Origin of the sequence: Pseudomonas orientalis (assembly GCF_022807995.1) — a bacterium.
GTDB lineage: Bacteria > Pseudomonadota > Gammaproteobacteria > Pseudomonadales > Pseudomonadaceae > Aquipseudomonas > Aquipseudomonas orientalis_B.
Window position 1 is genome coordinate 4,542,769 of record NZ_CP094351.1, and the last position, 18,466, is coordinate 4,561,234.

The window sequence follows — 18,466 nt, forward strand, 5'->3', positions numbered from 1 at the left end:
ACCCAGCCCAGTACTCTTTCATGTGAAAGGGGCTGTCATTAATTTTTAGCGTCAAAGGAAAGAAGAAAATGGCTGAACGTCAGAGCGGTACCGTCAAGTGGTTTAACGACGAGAAAGGGTTTGGTTTTATCACTCCAGAAAGCGGCCCGGATCTGTTCGTGCATTTCCGCGCTATCCAGGGCAACGGCTTCAAAAGCCTGAAAGAAGGCCAGAAAGTGTCATTCGTTGCCGTGCAAGGCCAGAAAGGCATGCAGGCTGACGAAGTCCAAGCAGAGAACACCTAACCTTCCTGCGACAAAAAGCCCCTGATATGACATCAGGGGCTTTTTTATGGGCGTCATTGCGTAAACTGCAGGTTTTCAGCAGAGAGCCCTGCCATGTCCAAACCCCTGTTGCGCCCCCAAGGCGAGTTCCCCGCCGTTGGCCTGGGCCGCCGCCTGGCAGCGATGTTCTATGACTTCCTGTTGTGCACCGCGCTGCTGATCGTCACCGCATTTATCTACAAGCTGGTGTGGATCGCCTTCGTGGGTGAGGCGAAGATGCGCGCACTTACCGAATCCGGCACGCTGGATGGCGATCCGTTACTGTCAACGATTCTGCTGTTTGTGCTGTTTGGTTTTTTCGCCAAGTTCTGGACCCATTCCGGGCAGACCCTGGGCATGCAGGTATGGGGCGTACGCGTGCAAAACGCCGACGGCACGCGTATCACCTTGTGGCAGGCGCTGCTGCGTTTTGTGGTGTCGATTGCATCATGGTTGTGCGTTGGGCTGGGGTTTATCTGGTCGCTGTTCGACAAGCAAAAACGTAGCTGGCATGACATCTATTCGGACACGCAACTGGTGCGGATCCCCAAGCAAAAGAAGTAACCACCTGCCAAGTGAAGACCAAAATGTGGGAGGGGGCTTGCCCCCGATGGCGGTGTGACAGTCACCCAATATTTGACTGATCCACCGCTATCGGGAGCAACCCCCCTCCCACATTTTTCACCCAATTGACCTCAGGTCAGGCGTTGCCGGCCAGCTTGAGCCGCGCAGCCTGGGTGAAGTCGAGCATCCGCTTGAGCGGTCGCACCGCCTGCGGAATCACCGACGGTTCGACGAATATCTCGTTACTGCCCTCACGCAAGCACTGCAATGTACGCTCCAGCGTATTCATCGCCATCCACGGGCAGTGCGCACAGCTGCGACACGCGGCGCCGTTGCCGGCGGTAGGCGCTTCGATGAAGACCTTGTCCGGGCACAGCTGCTGCATCTTGTAGAAGATGCCACGGTCGGTGGCGACAATGAACGTCTTGTTCGGCAGGCGCTGCGCCGCCGCAATCAACTGGCTGGTGGAACCGACAGCGTCCGCCAGTTCGATCACCGAGGTCGGCGATTCCGGGTGCACCAGGATCGCCGCGTCCGGATACAGCGCCTTCATGTCCTCAAGCTGCTTGGACTTGAACTCTTCGTGGACGATGCAGGCACCGTCCCACAGCAGCATGTCGGCGCCGGTCTGGCGCTGGATGTAGGTGCCCAAGTGTTTGTCCGGGCCCCAGATAATCGTCTCGCCGTTGTCCATCAGGCTTTCGACGATTTCCAGTGCGCAACTGGACGTCACCACCCAATCGGCACGGGCTTTGACCGCCGCCGAGGTGTTGGCATAGACCACCACCGTGCGCTCGGGGTGCTGGTCACAGAACGCGGAGAACTCATCCACCGGGCAACCCAGGTCCAGGGAGCAGGTGGCCTCCAGGGTCGGCATCAGGATGCGTTTTTCCGGGGTCAGGATTTTCGCGGTTTCGCCCATGAACCGCACCCCCGCCACCAGCACGGTTTTGGCTGGGTGGGCAGCGCCGAAGCGTGCCATTTCCAGGGAGTCGGAAACACAGCCGCCGGTCTCTTCGGCCAGGGCTTGAATCACCGGGTCGCAATAAAAGTGGGCAACCAGCACCGCGTCCTGAGCCTTGAGCTCGGCGGCGATGGCGGCACGCAGGCTCGCTTCCTCATCGGCACTGAGGGCCTTGGGCTGTTTGGCGTCGAGATGGGCTTGAACCAGTAGGCGTTCGGAAATGTGCGTCATGTTCGCAAGACCTGCAGGCGCAGTAGCGCGAAAGTCGAGTGTACCACCGGCTCTGGAGCCCTTCGGGCGCCGCCGGACGAAGTGTGTATTCATCAAGCACGGGTAAAGCTGAAGCTGCGCAAGGCTACAGAATATCGAATGGATTCAAAAGCCTAATCTGGCAGTGTGCGGGGCATTTTGCGAGGGGAGAGAACGGCGGGGTCAAAACCCCGCGAATACCGCTGATCCACGGTACTCACAGGGCTGCACATGGGGAGCGTCAGGCAAACAGCTTCTGCACGTTGCTCATCGCATCATCGGCGAACCCTTGCAGGAACGCCTCGAACGCCGGCACGTCCTCCGGGCCGCCGGTGTAGGGCTGACCAATGATGGTCCAGGTCGCCAGGCTTTGATTCGCACCTTGCGGCTCCACTTGCATGACAGCCCACAGGTTGCCGATATTGAGCGAGGTGTAAATCAGCGACCAGGTCATGGTCATGCCTTCGTTGTCATGGCTGTTGAGTTGCTCGATTACCACATTGCCGTCCTTGAACAGCTTCTTGCGTACCGAGCGCACGCCCTCCCCGGTCATTTCGATGTGGGACAACGCCGGGATGAATTTGGCGAAACCGGAAAAGTCTCCAACGATATTCCACACGTCGCGCGCGTCGCCGTTGACCGTGACGCTGGCGATCACAGGGTTGCCCACGGGATTGCGCACCAGGGTATCGGGTTCAAAATGTTGCATGGGACAGCTCCTTTTTTTGGCTTAGATAAAATCGATTTGCTTGAGGTAGTCGCAGCCTTTTTGCAGCAGCGCACTGTTTTTGGCCGGGTAGTCTTCACCCATGCTACGGATGCCTGAGAGCGCATTGCGGTACTCGATCATCGAGATATCGCCAATGTCTTCTTCAAACCCATTGAGGTAAAAGCCGACGACGCCGAATAACGCGTTATCACTGTCGATTGCCGACAGGCGCTGCTGCCATTGTGTCACCGGGACCATCTGGAAATCGTGACCGGCGGCGCGAAACGCTTCCAGGTAATGCTCCCAGCTCAGGGGCAGCGGGTTGTGCAGGTTGAAGACCGCCTTGGAGCGGTTATGCCGGCTGGCGTGAAACGCAATGAAGCGAGCCAGGAAGTCCACCGGCATCAGGTCGAAGTTCAACGCCAGCTCGGGCACCTCCTTAAGTTGCAAGGAGCCTTTGAGCATCAGCATCAAGCGGTTCTGATGGGGCTGGCACACACCGGTACGCGTATTGAAGGCAATGTTTCCCGGACGATAGAGATTGACCCACACCCCTGACTCACTGGCGTTCCACAAGATGCGCTCGGCCACCCACTTGGACAGGTTGTAGCCATTGCGAATGTAGATCGGTGGTGTGAACGCCGGTGGCTCTTCCAGCACACGCCCCTGCGCATCCACCGTGCTGGAGGCGGACAAGGTGGAGATGAAGTTGAAGACCTTCTTGCTGCGCCCTTCACACAGTTGCAGGCATTCCAGCACGGGCGTGACGTTGTCCTTGACCAGCGACTCATAGTCGAGCACGTGGTTGACGTTGGCCGCGTTATAGACCAGCACGCCGTATTCACGGTCCAGCCATTCGTAGTCCGCGTCCGACAGCCCCAGCCGAGGCTGGCTGATATCAGCCGCCAACACCCTCACGCGGCTCAAGTCGAGGTGCTCGAGGCGGTTCTGAATCAATGCCTGTTCGAAACGCTGCTGGGCGCTCATTCCCCCCGACTCGCGCACCAGGCACGCCACTTCGGTGCTGCCCAGCTCCAGCAGTGCTTCAACGATGTGCACACCCAGAAACCCGTTGGAGCCGGTGACGATGACTTTATGCAGGTTGCCCAGGCGGCTGATCGGCAATACGTCCAGTTCGGGCCGCAGCGTCGCGTCACGCAACGCCTGCGGGCTGACGGTGGCGGTGGCTTCCACGTCCTGGTCGATCAGGTTGGCGAGGTTGATCAGGGTCGGCTGTTCGATAAAGCGGTTGATCGAAACCCCTTTGCCGAACATTTCGCGAATGCCCATGAGCATTTGCGACAGCAGGATCGAGTGGCCGCCGAGATTGAAAAAACTGTCCTCCACGGAGATATCGGCGCCGGGCATGTCCAGCAGTGTGGACCACAGCCCGAGCAACTGCTCCTGGGTGGGGTTCTGCGGTGCCTGCCGCGGCCCTTGTGGCTTGTAGTTCACGGGTAAATTCTTCAAGGCCTTGCGGTCGACTTTGCCGTTGGCCGTGGCCGGCAGGCGTTCCAGCAGGCAATACGCGCTGGGGCGCATGTAGTCGGGCAACTGCTTGAGTGCATAGGCCTGCAGCTGTTCGCTGGCGGTGTGGCCGTCACCGCCATGGGGCTGGGAGAAAAACGCCAGGATGCGCCGCTGCTGATCGATCACCACCGCCAATTGACGAAACAACTGGCTCGATTGCAGCAAGTGCTCGATCTCTTCAGGCTCGACACGAAAACCGCGGATCTTCACCTGGTTATCCAGGCGTCCGATGATCTGGATGCCGTCCTGGGTCCAACGTGCCAGGTCGCCGGTGCGGTACAGGCGCAACAGTTGCCCGTCGGGCAACTCGTGCAGGCGGTAACGCTCGGCGGTCATTTGCACGGCGTCCAGGTAACCCAGGCCCACCCCCGGCCCGGCGATGTGGATCTCACCGCTGTCGTTTTGCCCGACCGGCTGACCCTGCTCATCGAGCAGGTAGATAGCGGTATTGGCAATCGGCACGCCGAGGTTGCGGTTATTGTCGCCTGGCTGGAACGTGCGGCACGTGGCAAGCACCGTAGTCTCGGTCGGGCCATAAATGTTATGCAACTGGCAGTGCCCCACCAGTTGCTCGATGACATGGGGCTCGCACACATCGCCCCCCGTCACCAGATGCTGCATGCCGTACAACGATTCGAGCGCAAGGATGCTGAGCAAGGCCGGCGGCAGGAAGGCGTGAGTCACCTGCTCCTGCTCAATCAACTCGGCCAGCGCGACGGGATCGCGGCGCTGGTCCTCGGTAGGGACGATCAGTTCGGCGCCCTGGATCAGCGTGGGGAAGATGTCCAGCAACGAAGCATCGAAATTGATCGTGGAAAACTGCAACGCACGGCTGTGACGGTCCAGCTCCACATAGCGCGCATACCACGCGCAAAAGTGGCTCAAGTTGTCGACGCTCAGCAATACGCCCTTGGGTTGACCAGTGGTGCCCGAGGTGTAGATCGCTACACAGGGCGCGGTTCCCGCCAACGGCACGCGCAGCAGGCTCTGGTCCGGCGCCAGAGCCACGCGGCTGTAGCCTTTGGCGCCATGGTGGAAGAAATCCAGGTGGCTGATGTCCAGGGTTGCCAGGCCCGCGAGCGGGTTATCGGCGTCGGTGTCCTGGATCAGCAAGCTGGCATTGGCATGCTTGAGGATAGCCCCACGACGCTCCGCTGGATGGTTCGGGTCCAGCGGAAGGTAGACGGCGCCGCAGCCAATCACTGCCAGGATCGCTGCATACAACGCCGAGCCTTTGGGCAAGGAAATGCCGACCACCGTCAGCCCCCCGCCCTGCGTTTGAAGCAAAGGCTGCAGGCGCTCCTGGATGGCCACACTGTAGGCGTGCAGCTGTGCATAGGACATGCCGTGCCCATCGACTTTCAAGGCACTGCGCTCGGCATTGACCAGCAGACTGTCGGCCAGGCGCTGGACGAAGGGTTGCCGGGCTTCCTGCAGCAACCCGAGGTTGGCAGTCGCATTGTGGCGATGCTGCCAGGCCAGTCGATCAAGCCGGGTCAGGCTCGACAGGCTGTCGACCGCCTTCGCCGGCTCACGCGGCGTCTCGAGGTAGTCGACACTGCGCGAGTAGCGGCCAATGTGCACGCTGGCCATGTCCACCACTTGTGCGATGGCTTCCTGCATCAGGTCGGCGCCATTGCCGGACATGTCGGCGTCGACTTCACGGCGCCCCAGCGTCATCCAGTCGCCCTCCCCCGCACGCCACAGGCATTCAAGGTGCAAGGGCGCGAACACATCGCCGGCATCGTCGGACCGCATCCGTAAAGACAGATGGTGACACGCGGGATACTGAGGAAACCGCGTCGTGCTGGCGTCATCGATCAGCAGGTCAGGTACTGGTAACCGAGCGTGCTCATGGGCATTGTCGGTGGGCAGCAGATGGGTGGTGTGGCCCATCTGCTCCAGCTCTTGCGTAAGGCGGGCGAGCGCATGGCTGCGCCCGCACAGAACGATATCAAGATGTCTCATTGAAGTTCTCCTCTAGCGCAAATAATCGGCGAGCGCTTCCTGCATGCAGGGAGCGTCGAGCATGGCGCTGTGTTTGAAGAATCGGACGATGTTGCCTACCAGCGGGTGCGTCGGCGTGATCGGAAAACTCATGCCTTCGACCTCCTCGCGCAACGCCGCCTTGACAGCAGGGCTCACCGGCAACTGCTCGATCAAGGCGAAATCGAAGCCCTGCTGGATCTCGTTGGTCAGGTACTCAGCGAGAAACACCGGCATGATCGCGGCCAGCGAGCGCTTGTCCTCTTCGCTCGCCGTGCTCCAGTAAATGCGCGTCAACTTGGCCCAGAAGCCGGAGTGCCGTCCTTCGTCCGCCAAATGGTCGGCCATCAACCCCTTGACCGATGCCTTCACCGAGTCGTCCCGGGCAAATGCCGCGACGTCGTTGGTCAAAGTGTTTTCGGCAACCGCGACGCAGATCAGCTCCACAGCCGCCTTGAGATGCTCGGGCGCCATCGCCAGGGCTTTGGGAATCGAACGGCTGAGTTCGATTTCCGCAGGCAAGGTGATGGGTTCGATCCCGGTCAGTTCGATGGTCTGTTGCATGTAATCCATCGCCACCAATGCGTGATAGTCCTCATCGACTACCACGGTCATTGCGTCATACCGACAGGCAAACGGGAAGCGGATGGCGAAGTTGTCCTTCGCGATACTCCTGGCGGTTTTGTCGACGATTTCAGTCTCGAAAATCACTACATCATTAATGAACTTGTACAGGCTTTGAACGAGCACGAAATGCTGCAAGTGAGCGCACTCGCGAATAAACGTTGCGCCCATTACCAGTGGTTGCCGACTGATCGGGAATATTAACTTTTCATCATCTTCCAACCGACGCCTCGGGCGCGTGCGAATCGTCGCGCGCTCCTCCCACGCTTCGGAAAATGATTGATATTCTTCAGCTCTCATGAAGCGTTCCCTTTGTTCATGATGATCAGTAGTAGTGCACTTCAAACAACAGGCAGCCGTCCTTCGAGTTGAACGGACCGTGCTCGGTGTGCGCCGCCCTGAAGAAGTAAGCACCGTTACGGTAAGTTTTCTCGGGACGTTCCTTACTGGCCAACTCGGTCTGATCGCCTTCAATCAGATACACTTCTTCGTGATAATCATGTGTATAGATTTCACGAGTACCGCCGCCCGGGTGAAAACGCACCAGGCGCGTGCGAATACCGGTTTTATTGATGGGGTCCAACGTGTCCTTGAAAACTGTCAGCGTGATCCCACACTCGGACTTGACCTCGAACCATTGGGCCTGGTCCGCTTCGATGATTTCTACGTTCATGCCACGCACTCACTCACATTTTCACGCATGGCCACGCGCAAGTTGTCCCAGAGCGCCAGGCGACTTTGCACGGCCGCGATGGCCGATTCGTAGACTTCTTCCTGGCGCTGGGCGTCACCGTTGACCAGGCGCGCGAGCAGGCTTTCCGCCGCCGGGCCGTGGTCTTCGGAATCGACTTCGATATGGCGTTGCAGGTAGTAGCGGAACGTCGGGGCGTCGTCGGCGGTGATATCCCAGTCATCCAGAATGCGCTGGAACATCTCCGGAATAACGCTCTCACGCCCATGCAGGAACGCCGCGGCGACACTGTGCGTGGAGGCGTTAATGGCGGTTTCGATGGTGTCGGTCACGAAGGCCGAGGCTGCCAGGCCTGCGCCGCAACGGTTCAACGCGGTCTGCAGGTCGACACCTTCACGCATCAGTTTGACGAAGAATTCAATCTTGTCGGTGCTGGCGCCGACTTCACGCATGGCATGCAGGTAGAGTTCGAAGTGACTGTAGTGACCACCCTGCAGGTTCTGGTCAGACTCTTCGCCAAGGATGATTTCGTTGATCAGGTGCGCCGCCGCCGGGTCCAGTGGGGGAAGCCATGGCAGGCGAGTACACGTCAGGTCCTGCTGCAGGCGCTTGGCCAGGGACATGAAATCCCACACGGCAAACACATGGGTTTCCATAAAGGCGCGCAAGACCGGCAATGAATTGATTTCAGCAAAGATTCGATGATTGCCCAGTTCCGTTTTCTTTGCATTCAATAGCGACTTTTTATCTTCCATGTTGCTCTCCTTATCAGGCTTAGTTGGGTTCCGACCGTTCGATATAAACCAGCCTGCCTTTTTCCAGGCATGAGCAGGCTTATCTCGCCACTTCCGGCCAGTACACGATGCATTTCATTTAGGTTACAGCGCGACACTTCGTCGGACCGAGTGGTCAGCCGCCGAAGCAAGACGAAACTTAGAGGAAGTTCATTATGATCAGCAAGTGTTTTCTGGAAAATTAATACAAAATATTTCAAAACTATAAAACAGACAAAAACAGAAACCCGATCAAAGTTATCAACATCAACTTTGTCGGGCGCAAGTTTGCCTACTCCCCGAGTGTGAGTATTTGCAAACTGTATGTCATTGCTAAGTTAGCAAGTCATCAAACTGTCAACAGGCCATTCGCCTTTTCACCATTCAAGTTCCCTCTTGTTCGTTGAGAAGCACCGCGTATCAATTGCGGAATTTATACATTTAATTCTTTGCTTGTTGACGTAATGCCAATGCCGCCACACCACACAGGACCAAGGCAATACAGGACACGTAGAACGCATCGCTATAGGCCATCAAGTAGGCCTCGCGACGCACCATGTGGACCAAGCCTTCAAGGACTTGCTGTTGGGCGGGCATCAGCTCGTTGAAAATGAATGCTTCACTGTCTGCCATGCCGGCGCGCAGACGCTCCTGCAATGACGGGGAAAACAGAGTGATCGACTCGCCGACGCGCTCGGAATGAAAGCGCTCGCGCATCGCGACGATCTGCGTCAAGCCGGCAGTGCCCACGGCGCCGCCGAGGTTGCGCAGCATGGAGAACAAGGCGGAAGCCGAACCGGCTTCATCCTTGGCCAACCCGGACACCGCCAGCACCGACAGCGCCACCATGATCAATGGCTGCCCGATGCCCCGTACCACGGTGGACGGGATAATCACGTTGGCGGCGCTGTCCATGTCCAGGTGCGCGCCCAGATAGCATCCCAGGGCCATGATGAAAAAGCCGCTGGCAACCATCAGCTTCGGGTTGAGCCACTTCATCAGGCGCGGCATGAACGGTGCCAGCACCAGTTGCACCATGCCGTAGGCAATCAGGCTGATCCCGATTTCGCGGGCGTTGTAGCCCTGCAACTGGGACAGGTAATTGGGTACCAGAAAGACCAGGCCGAACGTAGCCCCGCCAAAAATGAACATCGCCGCGCTCGCCACGCCGAAGTTGTAGCTTTTGAGCAAGCGCAGGTTGATGAAGGAGCGGCTGCCGTAGAGCTGGGACAGCACGAAATACACCAGGGCGATGCCTGCGACCAAGGACATCCACACGATGAAATCGGAGCCGAACCAGTCCTTGCGCCCGCCCTCTTCGAGCACGATCTGCAAACCGCCCAGGCCGACGATCATGGCGAAAATACCGCCCCAGTCGCCGCGCTTGAGCAGGCTCAACTGCATCGGTTTGGCATCGATGGACCACGCCACCGCCAGCAACAGCAGAATGCCGGGGGCCAGTTGCAGGTAGAAAATCCAGCGCCAGGAATACGCGTCAGTCAGCCAGCCGCCAATCGACGGCCCGGCCGCCTGGGCCACGCTGTTGGACAGGGCGAACAGCGCCATGCCCATGGCGATCTTGCTGGGCGGCAGTTCAGTGATGATCAGTTGGAACGACAACGGGATCAGCACCGCGCCGGCGGCGCCCTGGATGACGCGGATGATGATCATGACTTCCAGGTTAGGCGCCCAGGAGCAGGCAATCGAGGCCACCAGAAATACAAACGAGCCCACCAGCATGACCCGGCGCAGGGAGAACACCTGCACCAGCCAGGCGGTCAGCGGGATCATGACGATCTCCGCCACCAGATACGCGGTGGAAATCCACGACCCCTCCTCGAAGGTCGCGCCCAGCGAGCCTTCGATTTCAGGCAGCGCGGCGCTGGTCACGTGCACGTTCATGCCGGCCATGAAACAGCCGAACAGCCCGCCGATTACAGCCACCCAGGCGCGAAAGGAGACGGTTTTCTCGCCGGTCTCAGTCATGCTTGGCGTCCTGGGTGGCGGCACGGGTATCTACCGTGGTGATCACCGACATGCCCGGCAGAATCGGGCCGCCTTCATCGTGCTGATCGATGACGATCTTCACCGGGAAACGCTGCACGATCTTGGTGAAGTTGCCGGTGGCGTTGTCTGACGGCAGCAGCGCGAACACCGCCCCCGAGCCCGGCGAAAAACTCACCACATGCCCCTTGAGCTTGCGTCCCGAATAGCTGTCGACACTGATATCCACTGGTTGCCCGGCGCGCATGTCGCGCAGTTGGGTTTCCTTGTAGTTGGCCACCACGTAGGCCTGTTGCAAGGGCACCACCGCCAGCAGCGGCAGGCCCGGCACGACGTACTGGCGCGTGCGCACCTTGCGCTGCCCGACCACTCCGTCGATCGGCGCGCGGATCAAGGTGTCTTCGAGCGCATGGGTCGCCAGTTTCAACTGCGCCTCGGCCTGGTCGCGCCGGGCTATCTGCTGCTGGAGCGAAGCATCAGCCAATTGACGCCGGGTAATGGCGACATTCAGCCGGGTTTCCTGCTGGCGCTGCATCGCCCGGGCAATTTCAACCGCGGCACTGGCCTGGGCGTAACTGGCGGCTGCGCTTTCCAGACGCTGGGCGCTGGCGGCATGCTCGCGAACCAGACCTTCATAGCGACGCTGATCCAGACTGGCGCGGCGCAACTCCGCTCCCACACTGCGCGTGTGCGCTTCAGCCTGGGCAATGCCGGCTTTTTGCTGCGCGATCAGACTATCAGTGACTTGCAGATTGGCCTGCTGGGCAGCAATCGAAGCTTGCGTTTCAGCCAACTCCGCACGGGCCTGGGCCAACCGCGCCTGGTAATCACGGTCCTCGATGCGCACCAGCACATCCCCTGCCTTGACGGGCTGGTCGTCTTCCACCAGTACCTCGGCCACGTAGCCGGATACCCGCGGGCTGATGGGAATCCAGTCGGCGCGCACGTAGGCATCATCGGTCTGTTCGAGATAACGCCCGATGGTCATCCAGTACACGCCGAACGCCACTGCCGCGATCAGTAACACGGCACCACCGAGCAGGATCAGGTTGCGTTTGCGGCGTTGCTTGCGGTCGTGCATGAGTTGCTCGACCACATGCTCCTGCTCATCCTGCACAGTGTTTTTTTCATCAACAGCGATATTCATGGCCGGGTACCGAAAGAATTGACGGAAGCGTGGGTGAGCGCAGCGGTCGGGGCTGGAGTGGCAGCGGACTGCCAACCGCCGCCCAGAGCGCGAAACAAACTGATCTGGCGCTGCAGTAGCTGGCCATCGGCGTCGGCGCGCGTGGCTTGCAGGCGGATCAGCTCACGCTCGCTGTCGAGTACGTCGAGAAAGTCGATGGAACCAGCGTTGTAATTGAACTGCGCGAGCTTGTAGGCATGCCGACTGCTTTCCAGCGCCTGGCTCAGAGCGGCGTGGCGTTGGCGCTCGCCGTCGTACAACGCCAGGGCCTGGCGCACGTCCTTGAGGGCGTTGAGCACGCTGGCCTCGAATTGCGCGACCTGCATCTGCTCGAGCGCCCGCGCCTGGTTGACCCGTGCGCGATTGGCGCGCCAGTTGGGGAACTGCCAGGTAATCAGGGGGCCGATGCCGAACATCACCGCGCTGCTATCGCCCAGCTCATGGGTTTTGCTGGCCGAGGAGGACACCGATGCACCGAAGGTCACCTTGGGATACAGGTCGGCCTGGACGATATCCACTTGCAACGTGGCCGCCTGCAATGCCCGCTCGGCCTGGCGAATATCCGGGCGGCGCGCCAGCAATTGCCAGCCGTCCCCCACCGGCAGTGCGGCGGCGAGTTGCGGCACCACTTCGCAGGTCGCTGCGCCTGAGCCTTGCTCCAGGTCCGCCACGCCGGTCAGCATCGCCAGCTCGTACAACGCGGCCTGGCGACGCGCCTCCAGCATCGGCAGCAAGGCCAGGGTTTCGCCCTGCAGTGCCTGCATGCGGCTGTATTCAAGATCCGTGACCACGCCTGCCTGACGCTGGCGATCGGTCAGCGCCAGGCTATGCCCGACCACTTCCAGCGAATGGCGCTGCACCTTGGCGCGCGCGCCCAGGGCACAGGCATTCACGTAGGCGCGAGTGGTTTGCGCAGCGACCGTGATGCGCAGCAGGTCTTCGGCGTCCTGGGCCGCCGCCGCCTGCACCTGCGCCCGCTCGATGCTGCGCTGGACCTGGCCCCACACATCCAGTTGGTAAGCCAATTCGAAGCCTGGGTTGAAGGACCACTGCGACGGCGCATGACTGTCGGTAGCCTTGGCCAGGGTCTGATCGTCGGCCGTCTTGCCGTAAACGGCGCCCAGTGACGCCTGCGTGGACGGCCAACGCTCGGCGTCGGCCTGCATGATCCCGGCCAGCATCGATTGCACATGGGCCTGGGCGGCCGCCAGATCGCGGTTATGCGCCAACGCTTGCTGCACCAGCGCATCGAGCCTGGGATCGTTGTACAACTGCCACCAACGGTCGGGTAACGCCTGGGCCGATACGCCTTGCGGCAGGCGACTCAACGCATCGATGCGCTGTGGGTGTGGTTGCGCCGGCGTATGGGCGATCCAGGAAGAACACCCCGTCAACCAGACAACCGCCACGCCCAGGAGCGAAAGACGGCAGTGCCGCGCGGAAAAAGAAGGCGAACCCATCGCAGAAATCCAGAGTGCTAAGTAGAGACGCAGGTTAAGAGAGCCCGCGCTGCGCATCTCCCGAGTTCCGGACAACCATCGTTTCGATTGGGACAACCTGCTTGCCACCAATGAGTCCTGGGCGCCCGTCGGCCGCGCAGACGCAAACATGGCCCTGCGCTGCCGCGGGCCATGTCCAGTGGGAGGGGTGCGAGCGCCGGGGAGGCTAGACCAGACGGCAGTTGCTCGGCGTATAACCCATGGTGCGTTTGAACATGGCGGTAAAAGCGCTCGGGCTTTGGTAACCATGTTCCAGCGCCACTTCCAGAATGGACACACCGCAGGCCAGCCGCTGCATGCTCAGCAGCAGCCGTGTGCGCTTGCGCCACTCGCCGTAGCTCATGCCCAACTCTTTCTGGAACAGCCGAGCCAGGGTGCGCGAACTCATATTGAGTTGCACCGCCCAGCTCTCCAGTTTCGACTCCTGGGAGGGGTTGTCGATAAAGTCGGCGCACAGCGACTTGAGGCGCGGTTCGTCCGGGATTGGCACATGGGCCAAGACCCTCTGCGCCCTGTCGAGTTCGGAGAAGATCAGATCGACGATCTGCACATGACGCACCACGGCCGGCTCACTGTCAGGCACCTCGGCCGCGGCGATGATCAACTCGCGCAGCAGTGGCGATACGCGGATGACGTGGCACTCCTCGGTCAAGGCGCGGTGGGCGCCGGGGGTGATCAGCAACGTGCGCATGCGCACCTCGCCGGTCATGCGGATCTGATGCTCCTGCCCCGAAGGAACCCACAACGCGTGCCCGGAAGGCACCACCCACGTGGTGCCGGCCACCGATACCAGCATCACGCCGTTGATGGCATAGACCAACTGGCCTTCTTCATGTCGATGCGAAGCAACGATGTCACCGTGACCATAGTTACCGGTGAGCGCCGCCAATGCGGTATGCGCATTCATCTCAGGAAGGCACCGCAGCACTCACCACGCTGAGCAGGCCCAGACGCGATGCGCGGTTGACCGCACTCGTCACTGCCTTGAGGGACGCCAGCAGGATACTGCCATCGCGGGCGGCACCAAACAGCAGCTGGTTGTTCACGCGGATCTCCACATAGGCGAGCGCTTCGGCTTGGGCGCCGTCACGGGTGGCGTGCTCATGGTAATCCGCGATATCAAAGTGCACGCCGCGCTGAGCGAATGCGTCGACCAGCGCCGCGAGTGGGCCGTTGCCTTCGCCGCTCAGTTCGATGTCCCTCGCGCCGCCTGTCAACGTACCTTCCAGATAAGTCACGTTGCTTTCGCTGACCAACTTGGGCTGCAACAAGGTGTAAGGGTTGCCCTGATCCAGATAGTGCCGGGTAAAGCAGGCCAGGATCATCTCGCCGCTGACTTCCTGGCCGGAAGCATCGGCTTCCTGTTGGACCAGACTGCTGAATTCCATCTGCAAACGGCGTGGCAGGACGATGCCATGCTGTTCCAGCAGGTACGCCACGCCGCCTTTGCCCGACTGGCTGTTAACACGAATCACCGCCTCATAGCTGCGCCCCATGTCGGCCGGATCGATCGGCAGGTAGGGCACTTCCCAACGTCCATCGGGATTGGCCTGGCGCGCCGCAAAACCTTTTTTGATCGCGTCCTGGTGCGACCCCGAGAACGCCGTGAATACCAATTCCCCGGCGTAGGGATGGCGCGGATGCGTGGGCAGTTGGTTGCAGAACTCAACTTCACGCTGCACATGGATGATGTCGGAGAAATCCAGCTGCGGGTCGATGCCGCTGGTGTAGAGATTCATTGCCAGCGTCAGGATATCCACATTGCCGGTGCGCTCACCGTTACCGAACAAGGTGCCCTCGACACGCTCGGCGCCGGCCAGGCAAGCCTGCTCGGCCGTCGCCACCCCGGTACCGCGATCGTTATGCGGGTGAACACTGATGACCACGCTGTCGCGTCGGCTGAAATGCCGGCAAAACCACTCGATCTGATCGGCGAATACATTGGCCGTGGAGACTTCCACCGTGGTCGGCAGATTCAGGATCATTTTGTTCGACGGGGTCGGCCCAAAAGCGTCCGTCACCGCCTCGCAAACCTCCAGCGCGAAGTCCAGTTCGGTAAAGCAGAAGGTTTCGGGAGAATACTGGAACGTCCATTGCGTACCTGGATTGTTGTCCATGTGACGCTTGATCTCACGCGTCGCCTGGGTGGCAATGTCGATGCAGCCGGCGCGGTCGACGCCGAACACCACTTCGCGAAACACCGGCGCGGTGGCGTTGTACACGTGCACGATCGCTCGCGGTGCGCCCTTCAAGGCTTCAAAGGTGCGCTCGATCAAATGACTGCGCGCCTGCGTCATCACCTGGATAGTTACATCGTCGGGAATCGCGCCACTGTCGATCAGTTCACGCACGTAATCGAAATCGGTTTGGGATGCGGCGGGAAACCCAACCTCGATCTCCTTGAAACCCACCTTCACCAGCAGCTCGAAGAAGCGGCGCTTGCGCTCGGCATTCATGGGTTCGATCAGCGCCTGGTTGCCATCACGCATGTCGACACTGCACCAGGTCGGCGCCGCAGCCTGCACGACACTGGGCCATTGGCGGTCCGGCAGATCGACGGTGGTGAAATGACGGTATTTGCTGGAAGGGTCCTTGAGCATCATGTGGCTTCTCCTTTTTAGAACTGATCGTCGGTTACCCGGGCAGCCTTGCTGACCTCGCTCGACATTGGATCCAATACTAAACAAAGAAAGCTTGGCATGAATTGCGTATCTGAGTCGACAACGTGAAGAAAAATACAAAAACAACCAATATCTATAAAAATATTGGTGAATTATTTCAACTTGTCTATTTTAATAGCAATAACTTTGAGGGATCGGCACAGAGGCGAGACAAAAGATGGTGTATCGGCTGACCCGAAGATGAGTCAATCCGGCGCAAAGCGTATTGATTGGGTGACGCGGAATGACAGGCAAAAAAAAACCCGGAAATCCTCACTTGCGTGGGCCTTCCGGATTTTCTAAACCGCCAAAAATGGTGGGTCGTGTGGGATTCGAACCTACGACCAATTGGTTAAAAGCCAACTGCTCTACCAACTGAGCTAACGACCCGCTGTGTGGTGGCGCGTATAATACTGATTTCTAAGGATTATTCAACACCTTATTTGAAATAAATCAGAAAAAACCCATTGAAGCTAAAAATGGCGCGGTTTGAAGGCCTTCCACAGCCATCTCAGCGACCTGGTTCGTCATTCCACAGGTATTTGTGCAACTGCAACTGCAGGCGTACCGGCAGGTTATCCGCCACTACCCAGTCCGCCAGATCGCGGGCGTTGAGGTCGTGATGACTTGGGGAGAACAGCACCTCCCCCGCTCGACGCTCAAGGCCGAACTGGATCAGCTTGGAAGTCGCCCAGTCATAATCGTCGCGAGAGCAAATGACGAACTTGACCTGATCGTTGGCCGTCAGCAAATCCATGTTCTCGTAGCGATTGCGGTGGGCTTCCTTGGAGTCGGGGGTTTTTAAATCAACCACTCGGCTCACACGCGGATCGACCGCAGAGATGTCCAAGGCGCCGCTGGTTTCCAGGGAGACCTCGTAACCGGCATCACACAACTGCTTGAGCAAGGGGATGGCATTGGGTTGCGCCAACGGCTCGCCGCCCGTTACACAGACGTAGCGCGGCCGGTAACCGGCAACCTGCTCAAGGATGTCGTCGAGGGTGCGTACGGTGCCGCCGCTGAAGGCATAGGCGCTGTCACAGTATTGGCAACGCAAGGGGCAGCCGGTGAGCCGTACGAATACGGTGGGCAGGCCGGCAGTGCGCGTTTCACCCTGCAACGAGTAAAAAACTTCGGTAATACGTAATGTGTCTTGCATAGTCGCCACGGGCGTAACAGCTAAACAGGCTGTCCGCCTCCGTCAGGCACTTCAAGGGATTGCGCCAACGCGTCAACCCCAGGAAGCGTGTTTCATAAAAGGGCGTGGATTCTAACGAAAAAACCCGCGCCAGGCGCGGGTTTCTTCTAAACGGACTGCATCACCTACAAGCGTTGCAGATCGCGCTGGGCCAACTGCGCGGCGGAGGTGCCCGGATACTGGGCAACCACCTGCTGCAGAATGCCTTTGACCTTGTCGGTATGACCCAGGCGGCGCTCTACGTCAGCCAGTTTGTACAGCGAGTCAGGCACCTTGGCATGCTTGGGGTACAGCTGGCTGACCTTGGCAAACGCCTGGCCCGCCCCCTGCAAATCACCTTTTGCCAGGTTGACCTCACCCAGCCAGTACTGGGCATTGCCCGCGTACTGGCTGTTCGGGTACTTGCGCAGGAACGCGGTAAAGGCCTGGCTGGCCTTATCGAAGTCCTTGGCCTTGATCAGGTCGAAGGCTGCATCGTAATACAGTTTTTCCTTGGCCGGATCGCCCGGTTCGCTGCTCGCGGCAGGGGCAGCTGCTGCGGCCCCCGCTGCTGCGCCACCGGCAGCGGCACCACCGATAGCGGCACTGGGCGCGCCACCGGCAGAAGAATTATCAGGAGTAGCGGCAGGTGCAACACCGGCTCCAATACGTCGATCAAGATCCTGGTAACGCTCCAGCCCTTCTTGCTTGAGCTGGTTCACTTGATTCTGCAGAACTTCAATGGCGCCTTGTTGCTGGGCCAATTGATCCTGCATGCGTTGCAGCTGGTTGAACAGCTCGCCCTGTGCCGAGGGCGCGGCCGTAGCCGCGCCCCCAGCATAGGCGCCGTTCGTGCCATAACCTGCTGGCGGATAACTGCTGCCGCTATTGTTATAGCCAGAGTTGCTATCCGTTACAGGAACCGCAGCCCACACCGCAAGCGGTGCGAGGCTGAGAGCCAATACAGTCAGAGCACGACGGCACGTTCGCATGACGAATTACTTACGCAGTTCGACGCGACGGTTCTGAGCCCACGACTGCTCGTCGTTGCCAGTTGCAACTGGACGCTCTTTACCGTAGGAAACCAGTTCCAGTTGGCCTGGAGCAACACCTTGCAGTACCAGGTAGCGCTGAACGGCTTTCGCACGACGCTCGCCCAGAGCCATGTTGTACTCACGAGTACCACGGGCGTCAGTGTTGCCTTCCAGAACAACGCGAGCGCCGTTAGCTTTCAGGTCCTTGGCGTGAACGTCCAGAGCGCGCATGGCTTCTGGTTTCAGGTCCGAACTGTCGTATTCGAAGTAGAAAGTGGTGATAGCGCGCAGAGCAGCTTCTTCGCTCAGGGAGCCGTCGACTGCACCAGTGTTAGCGCCGTAACCAGCGTTTGGATCAACAGCTGCGCCTTCACCGGCATTGTCGCCGCCTTTAGAGGAGCAACCAACGGCTACGGACAGAGCCAGAGCCAGAGCAGCAAACTTACCAAACTTCAGCATTTCCATCGTGAAACTCCTAATGAACCCCAGTGTGTTAAGTACTTCTTTTTGTAGC

At 59.5% G+C, this 18,466-nt stretch carries 16 protein-coding genes and 1 tRNA gene; 2 read left to right on the forward strand and 15 right to left on the reverse strand.

All coding sequences use genetic code 11. From position 1 onward, the window contains the following. The first annotated feature begins 68 nt into the window (after positions 1–68). Together MRY17_RS20235 and MRY17_RS20240 are read left to right on the forward strand one after the other, a co-directional pair. A complete protein-coding gene (locus tag MRY17_RS20235) occupies positions 69–284 on the forward strand; it encodes a cold-shock protein (protein WP_057723827.1) in 216 nt (71 codons plus the stop codon). A 93-nt stretch (positions 285–377) separates the two neighbouring features. Continuing rightward, positions 378–866 carry an RDD family protein gene (locus tag MRY17_RS20240; RefSeq protein ID WP_243352756.1) on the forward strand — a complete coding sequence of 163 codons (489 nt, stop codon included), beginning with the start codon at positions 378–380 and terminating at the stop codon, positions 864–866. A 136-nt stretch (positions 867–1,002) separates the two neighbouring features. Here the strand turns inward: MRY17_RS20240 and nadA are convergent, their stop codons facing one another. From nadA to pal, 15 genes are all read right to left on the reverse strand, one after another. Then, positions 1,003–2,061 (reverse strand): quinolinate synthase NadA, encoded by a 1,059-nt coding sequence (nadA, locus tag MRY17_RS20245; RefSeq protein ID WP_065887616.1) that lies wholly within the window; start codon positions 2,059–2,061, stop codon positions 1,003–1,005. Between the two features lie 259 nt (positions 2,062–2,320). Further along, on the reverse strand, positions 2,321–2,788 hold the full coding sequence (locus tag MRY17_RS20250) for an SRPBCC family protein (RefSeq protein ID WP_191955998.1): 468 nt from the start codon (positions 2,786–2,788) through the stop codon (positions 2,321–2,323). Between the two features lie 21 nt (positions 2,789–2,809). After that, positions 2,810–6,286 carry an amino acid adenylation domain-containing protein gene (locus MRY17_RS20255; protein WP_243352757.1) on the reverse strand — a complete coding sequence of 1,159 codons (3,477 nt, stop codon included), beginning with the start codon at positions 6,284–6,286 and terminating at the stop codon, positions 2,810–2,812. A gap of 12 nt (positions 6,287–6,298) precedes the next feature. Beyond that, entirely contained in the window at positions 6,299–7,228 is a 930-nt protein-coding gene (locus MRY17_RS20260; RefSeq protein ID WP_124359608.1) for a diiron oxygenase, read from the reverse strand. A 25-nt stretch (positions 7,229–7,253) separates the two neighbouring features. After that, positions 7,254–7,601: a DUF4437 domain-containing protein gene (locus MRY17_RS20265; RefSeq protein ID WP_181284992.1), complete on the reverse strand. Its 348-nt coding sequence runs from the start codon at positions 7,599–7,601 to the stop codon at positions 7,254–7,256. Then, positions 7,598–8,374, reverse strand: a complete 777-nt coding sequence (locus MRY17_RS20270) for a DUF3050 domain-containing protein (RefSeq protein ID WP_191952329.1) — start codon at positions 8,372–8,374, stop codon at positions 7,598–7,600. Before MRY17_RS20270 ends, MRY17_RS20265 begins: the two co-directional genes overlap by 4 nt. Before the next feature lie 459 nt (positions 8,375–8,833). After that, complete coding sequence (locus tag MRY17_RS20275; protein WP_243352758.1) at positions 8,834–10,378, reverse strand: MDR family MFS transporter; 1,545 nt, start codon at positions 10,376–10,378, stop codon at positions 8,834–8,836. Then, positions 10,371–11,543, reverse strand: a complete 1,173-nt coding sequence (locus MRY17_RS20280) for an HlyD family secretion protein (protein WP_191952331.1) — start codon at positions 11,541–11,543, stop codon at positions 10,371–10,373. The genes MRY17_RS20275 and MRY17_RS20280 overlap by 8 nt, the downstream gene beginning before the upstream one ends. Beyond that, positions 11,540–13,042, reverse strand: coding sequence for a TolC family protein (locus MRY17_RS20285; protein WP_191956002.1), 1,503 nt, complete (start codon positions 13,040–13,042; stop codon positions 11,540–11,542). The genes MRY17_RS20280 and MRY17_RS20285 overlap by 4 nt, the downstream gene beginning before the upstream one ends. A gap of 205 nt (positions 13,043–13,247) precedes the next feature. Then, positions 13,248–13,988: an AraC family transcriptional regulator gene (locus tag MRY17_RS20290; RefSeq protein ID WP_181284997.1), complete on the reverse strand. Its 741-nt coding sequence runs from the start codon at positions 13,986–13,988 to the stop codon at positions 13,248–13,250. 1 nt (position 13,989) lies between these two features. Next, on the reverse strand, positions 13,990–15,684 hold the full coding sequence (gene leuA, locus MRY17_RS20295; RefSeq protein WP_181284998.1) for a 2-isopropylmalate synthase: 1,695 nt from the start codon (positions 15,682–15,684) through the stop codon (positions 13,990–13,992). A 371-nt stretch (positions 15,685–16,055) separates the two neighbouring features. Next, positions 16,056–16,131 (reverse strand) — tRNA-Lys (locus MRY17_RS20300). Between the two features lie 121 nt (positions 16,132–16,252). Next, positions 16,253–16,900: a 7-carboxy-7-deazaguanine synthase QueE gene (gene queE / locus MRY17_RS20305; protein WP_104504551.1), complete on the reverse strand. Its 648-nt coding sequence runs from the start codon at positions 16,898–16,900 to the stop codon at positions 16,253–16,255. A gap of 164 nt (positions 16,901–17,064) precedes the next feature. Then, positions 17,065–17,910 (reverse strand): tol-pal system protein YbgF, encoded by an 846-nt coding sequence (ybgF, locus tag MRY17_RS20310; protein WP_065936870.1) that lies wholly within the window; start codon positions 17,908–17,910, stop codon positions 17,065–17,067. Positions 17,911–17,916: 6 nt separating this feature from the next. Then, entirely contained in the window at positions 17,917–18,417 is a 501-nt protein-coding gene (pal, locus tag MRY17_RS20315; protein WP_003193861.1) for a peptidoglycan-associated lipoprotein Pal, read from the reverse strand. Positions 18,418–18,466: the final 49 nt, after the last annotated feature.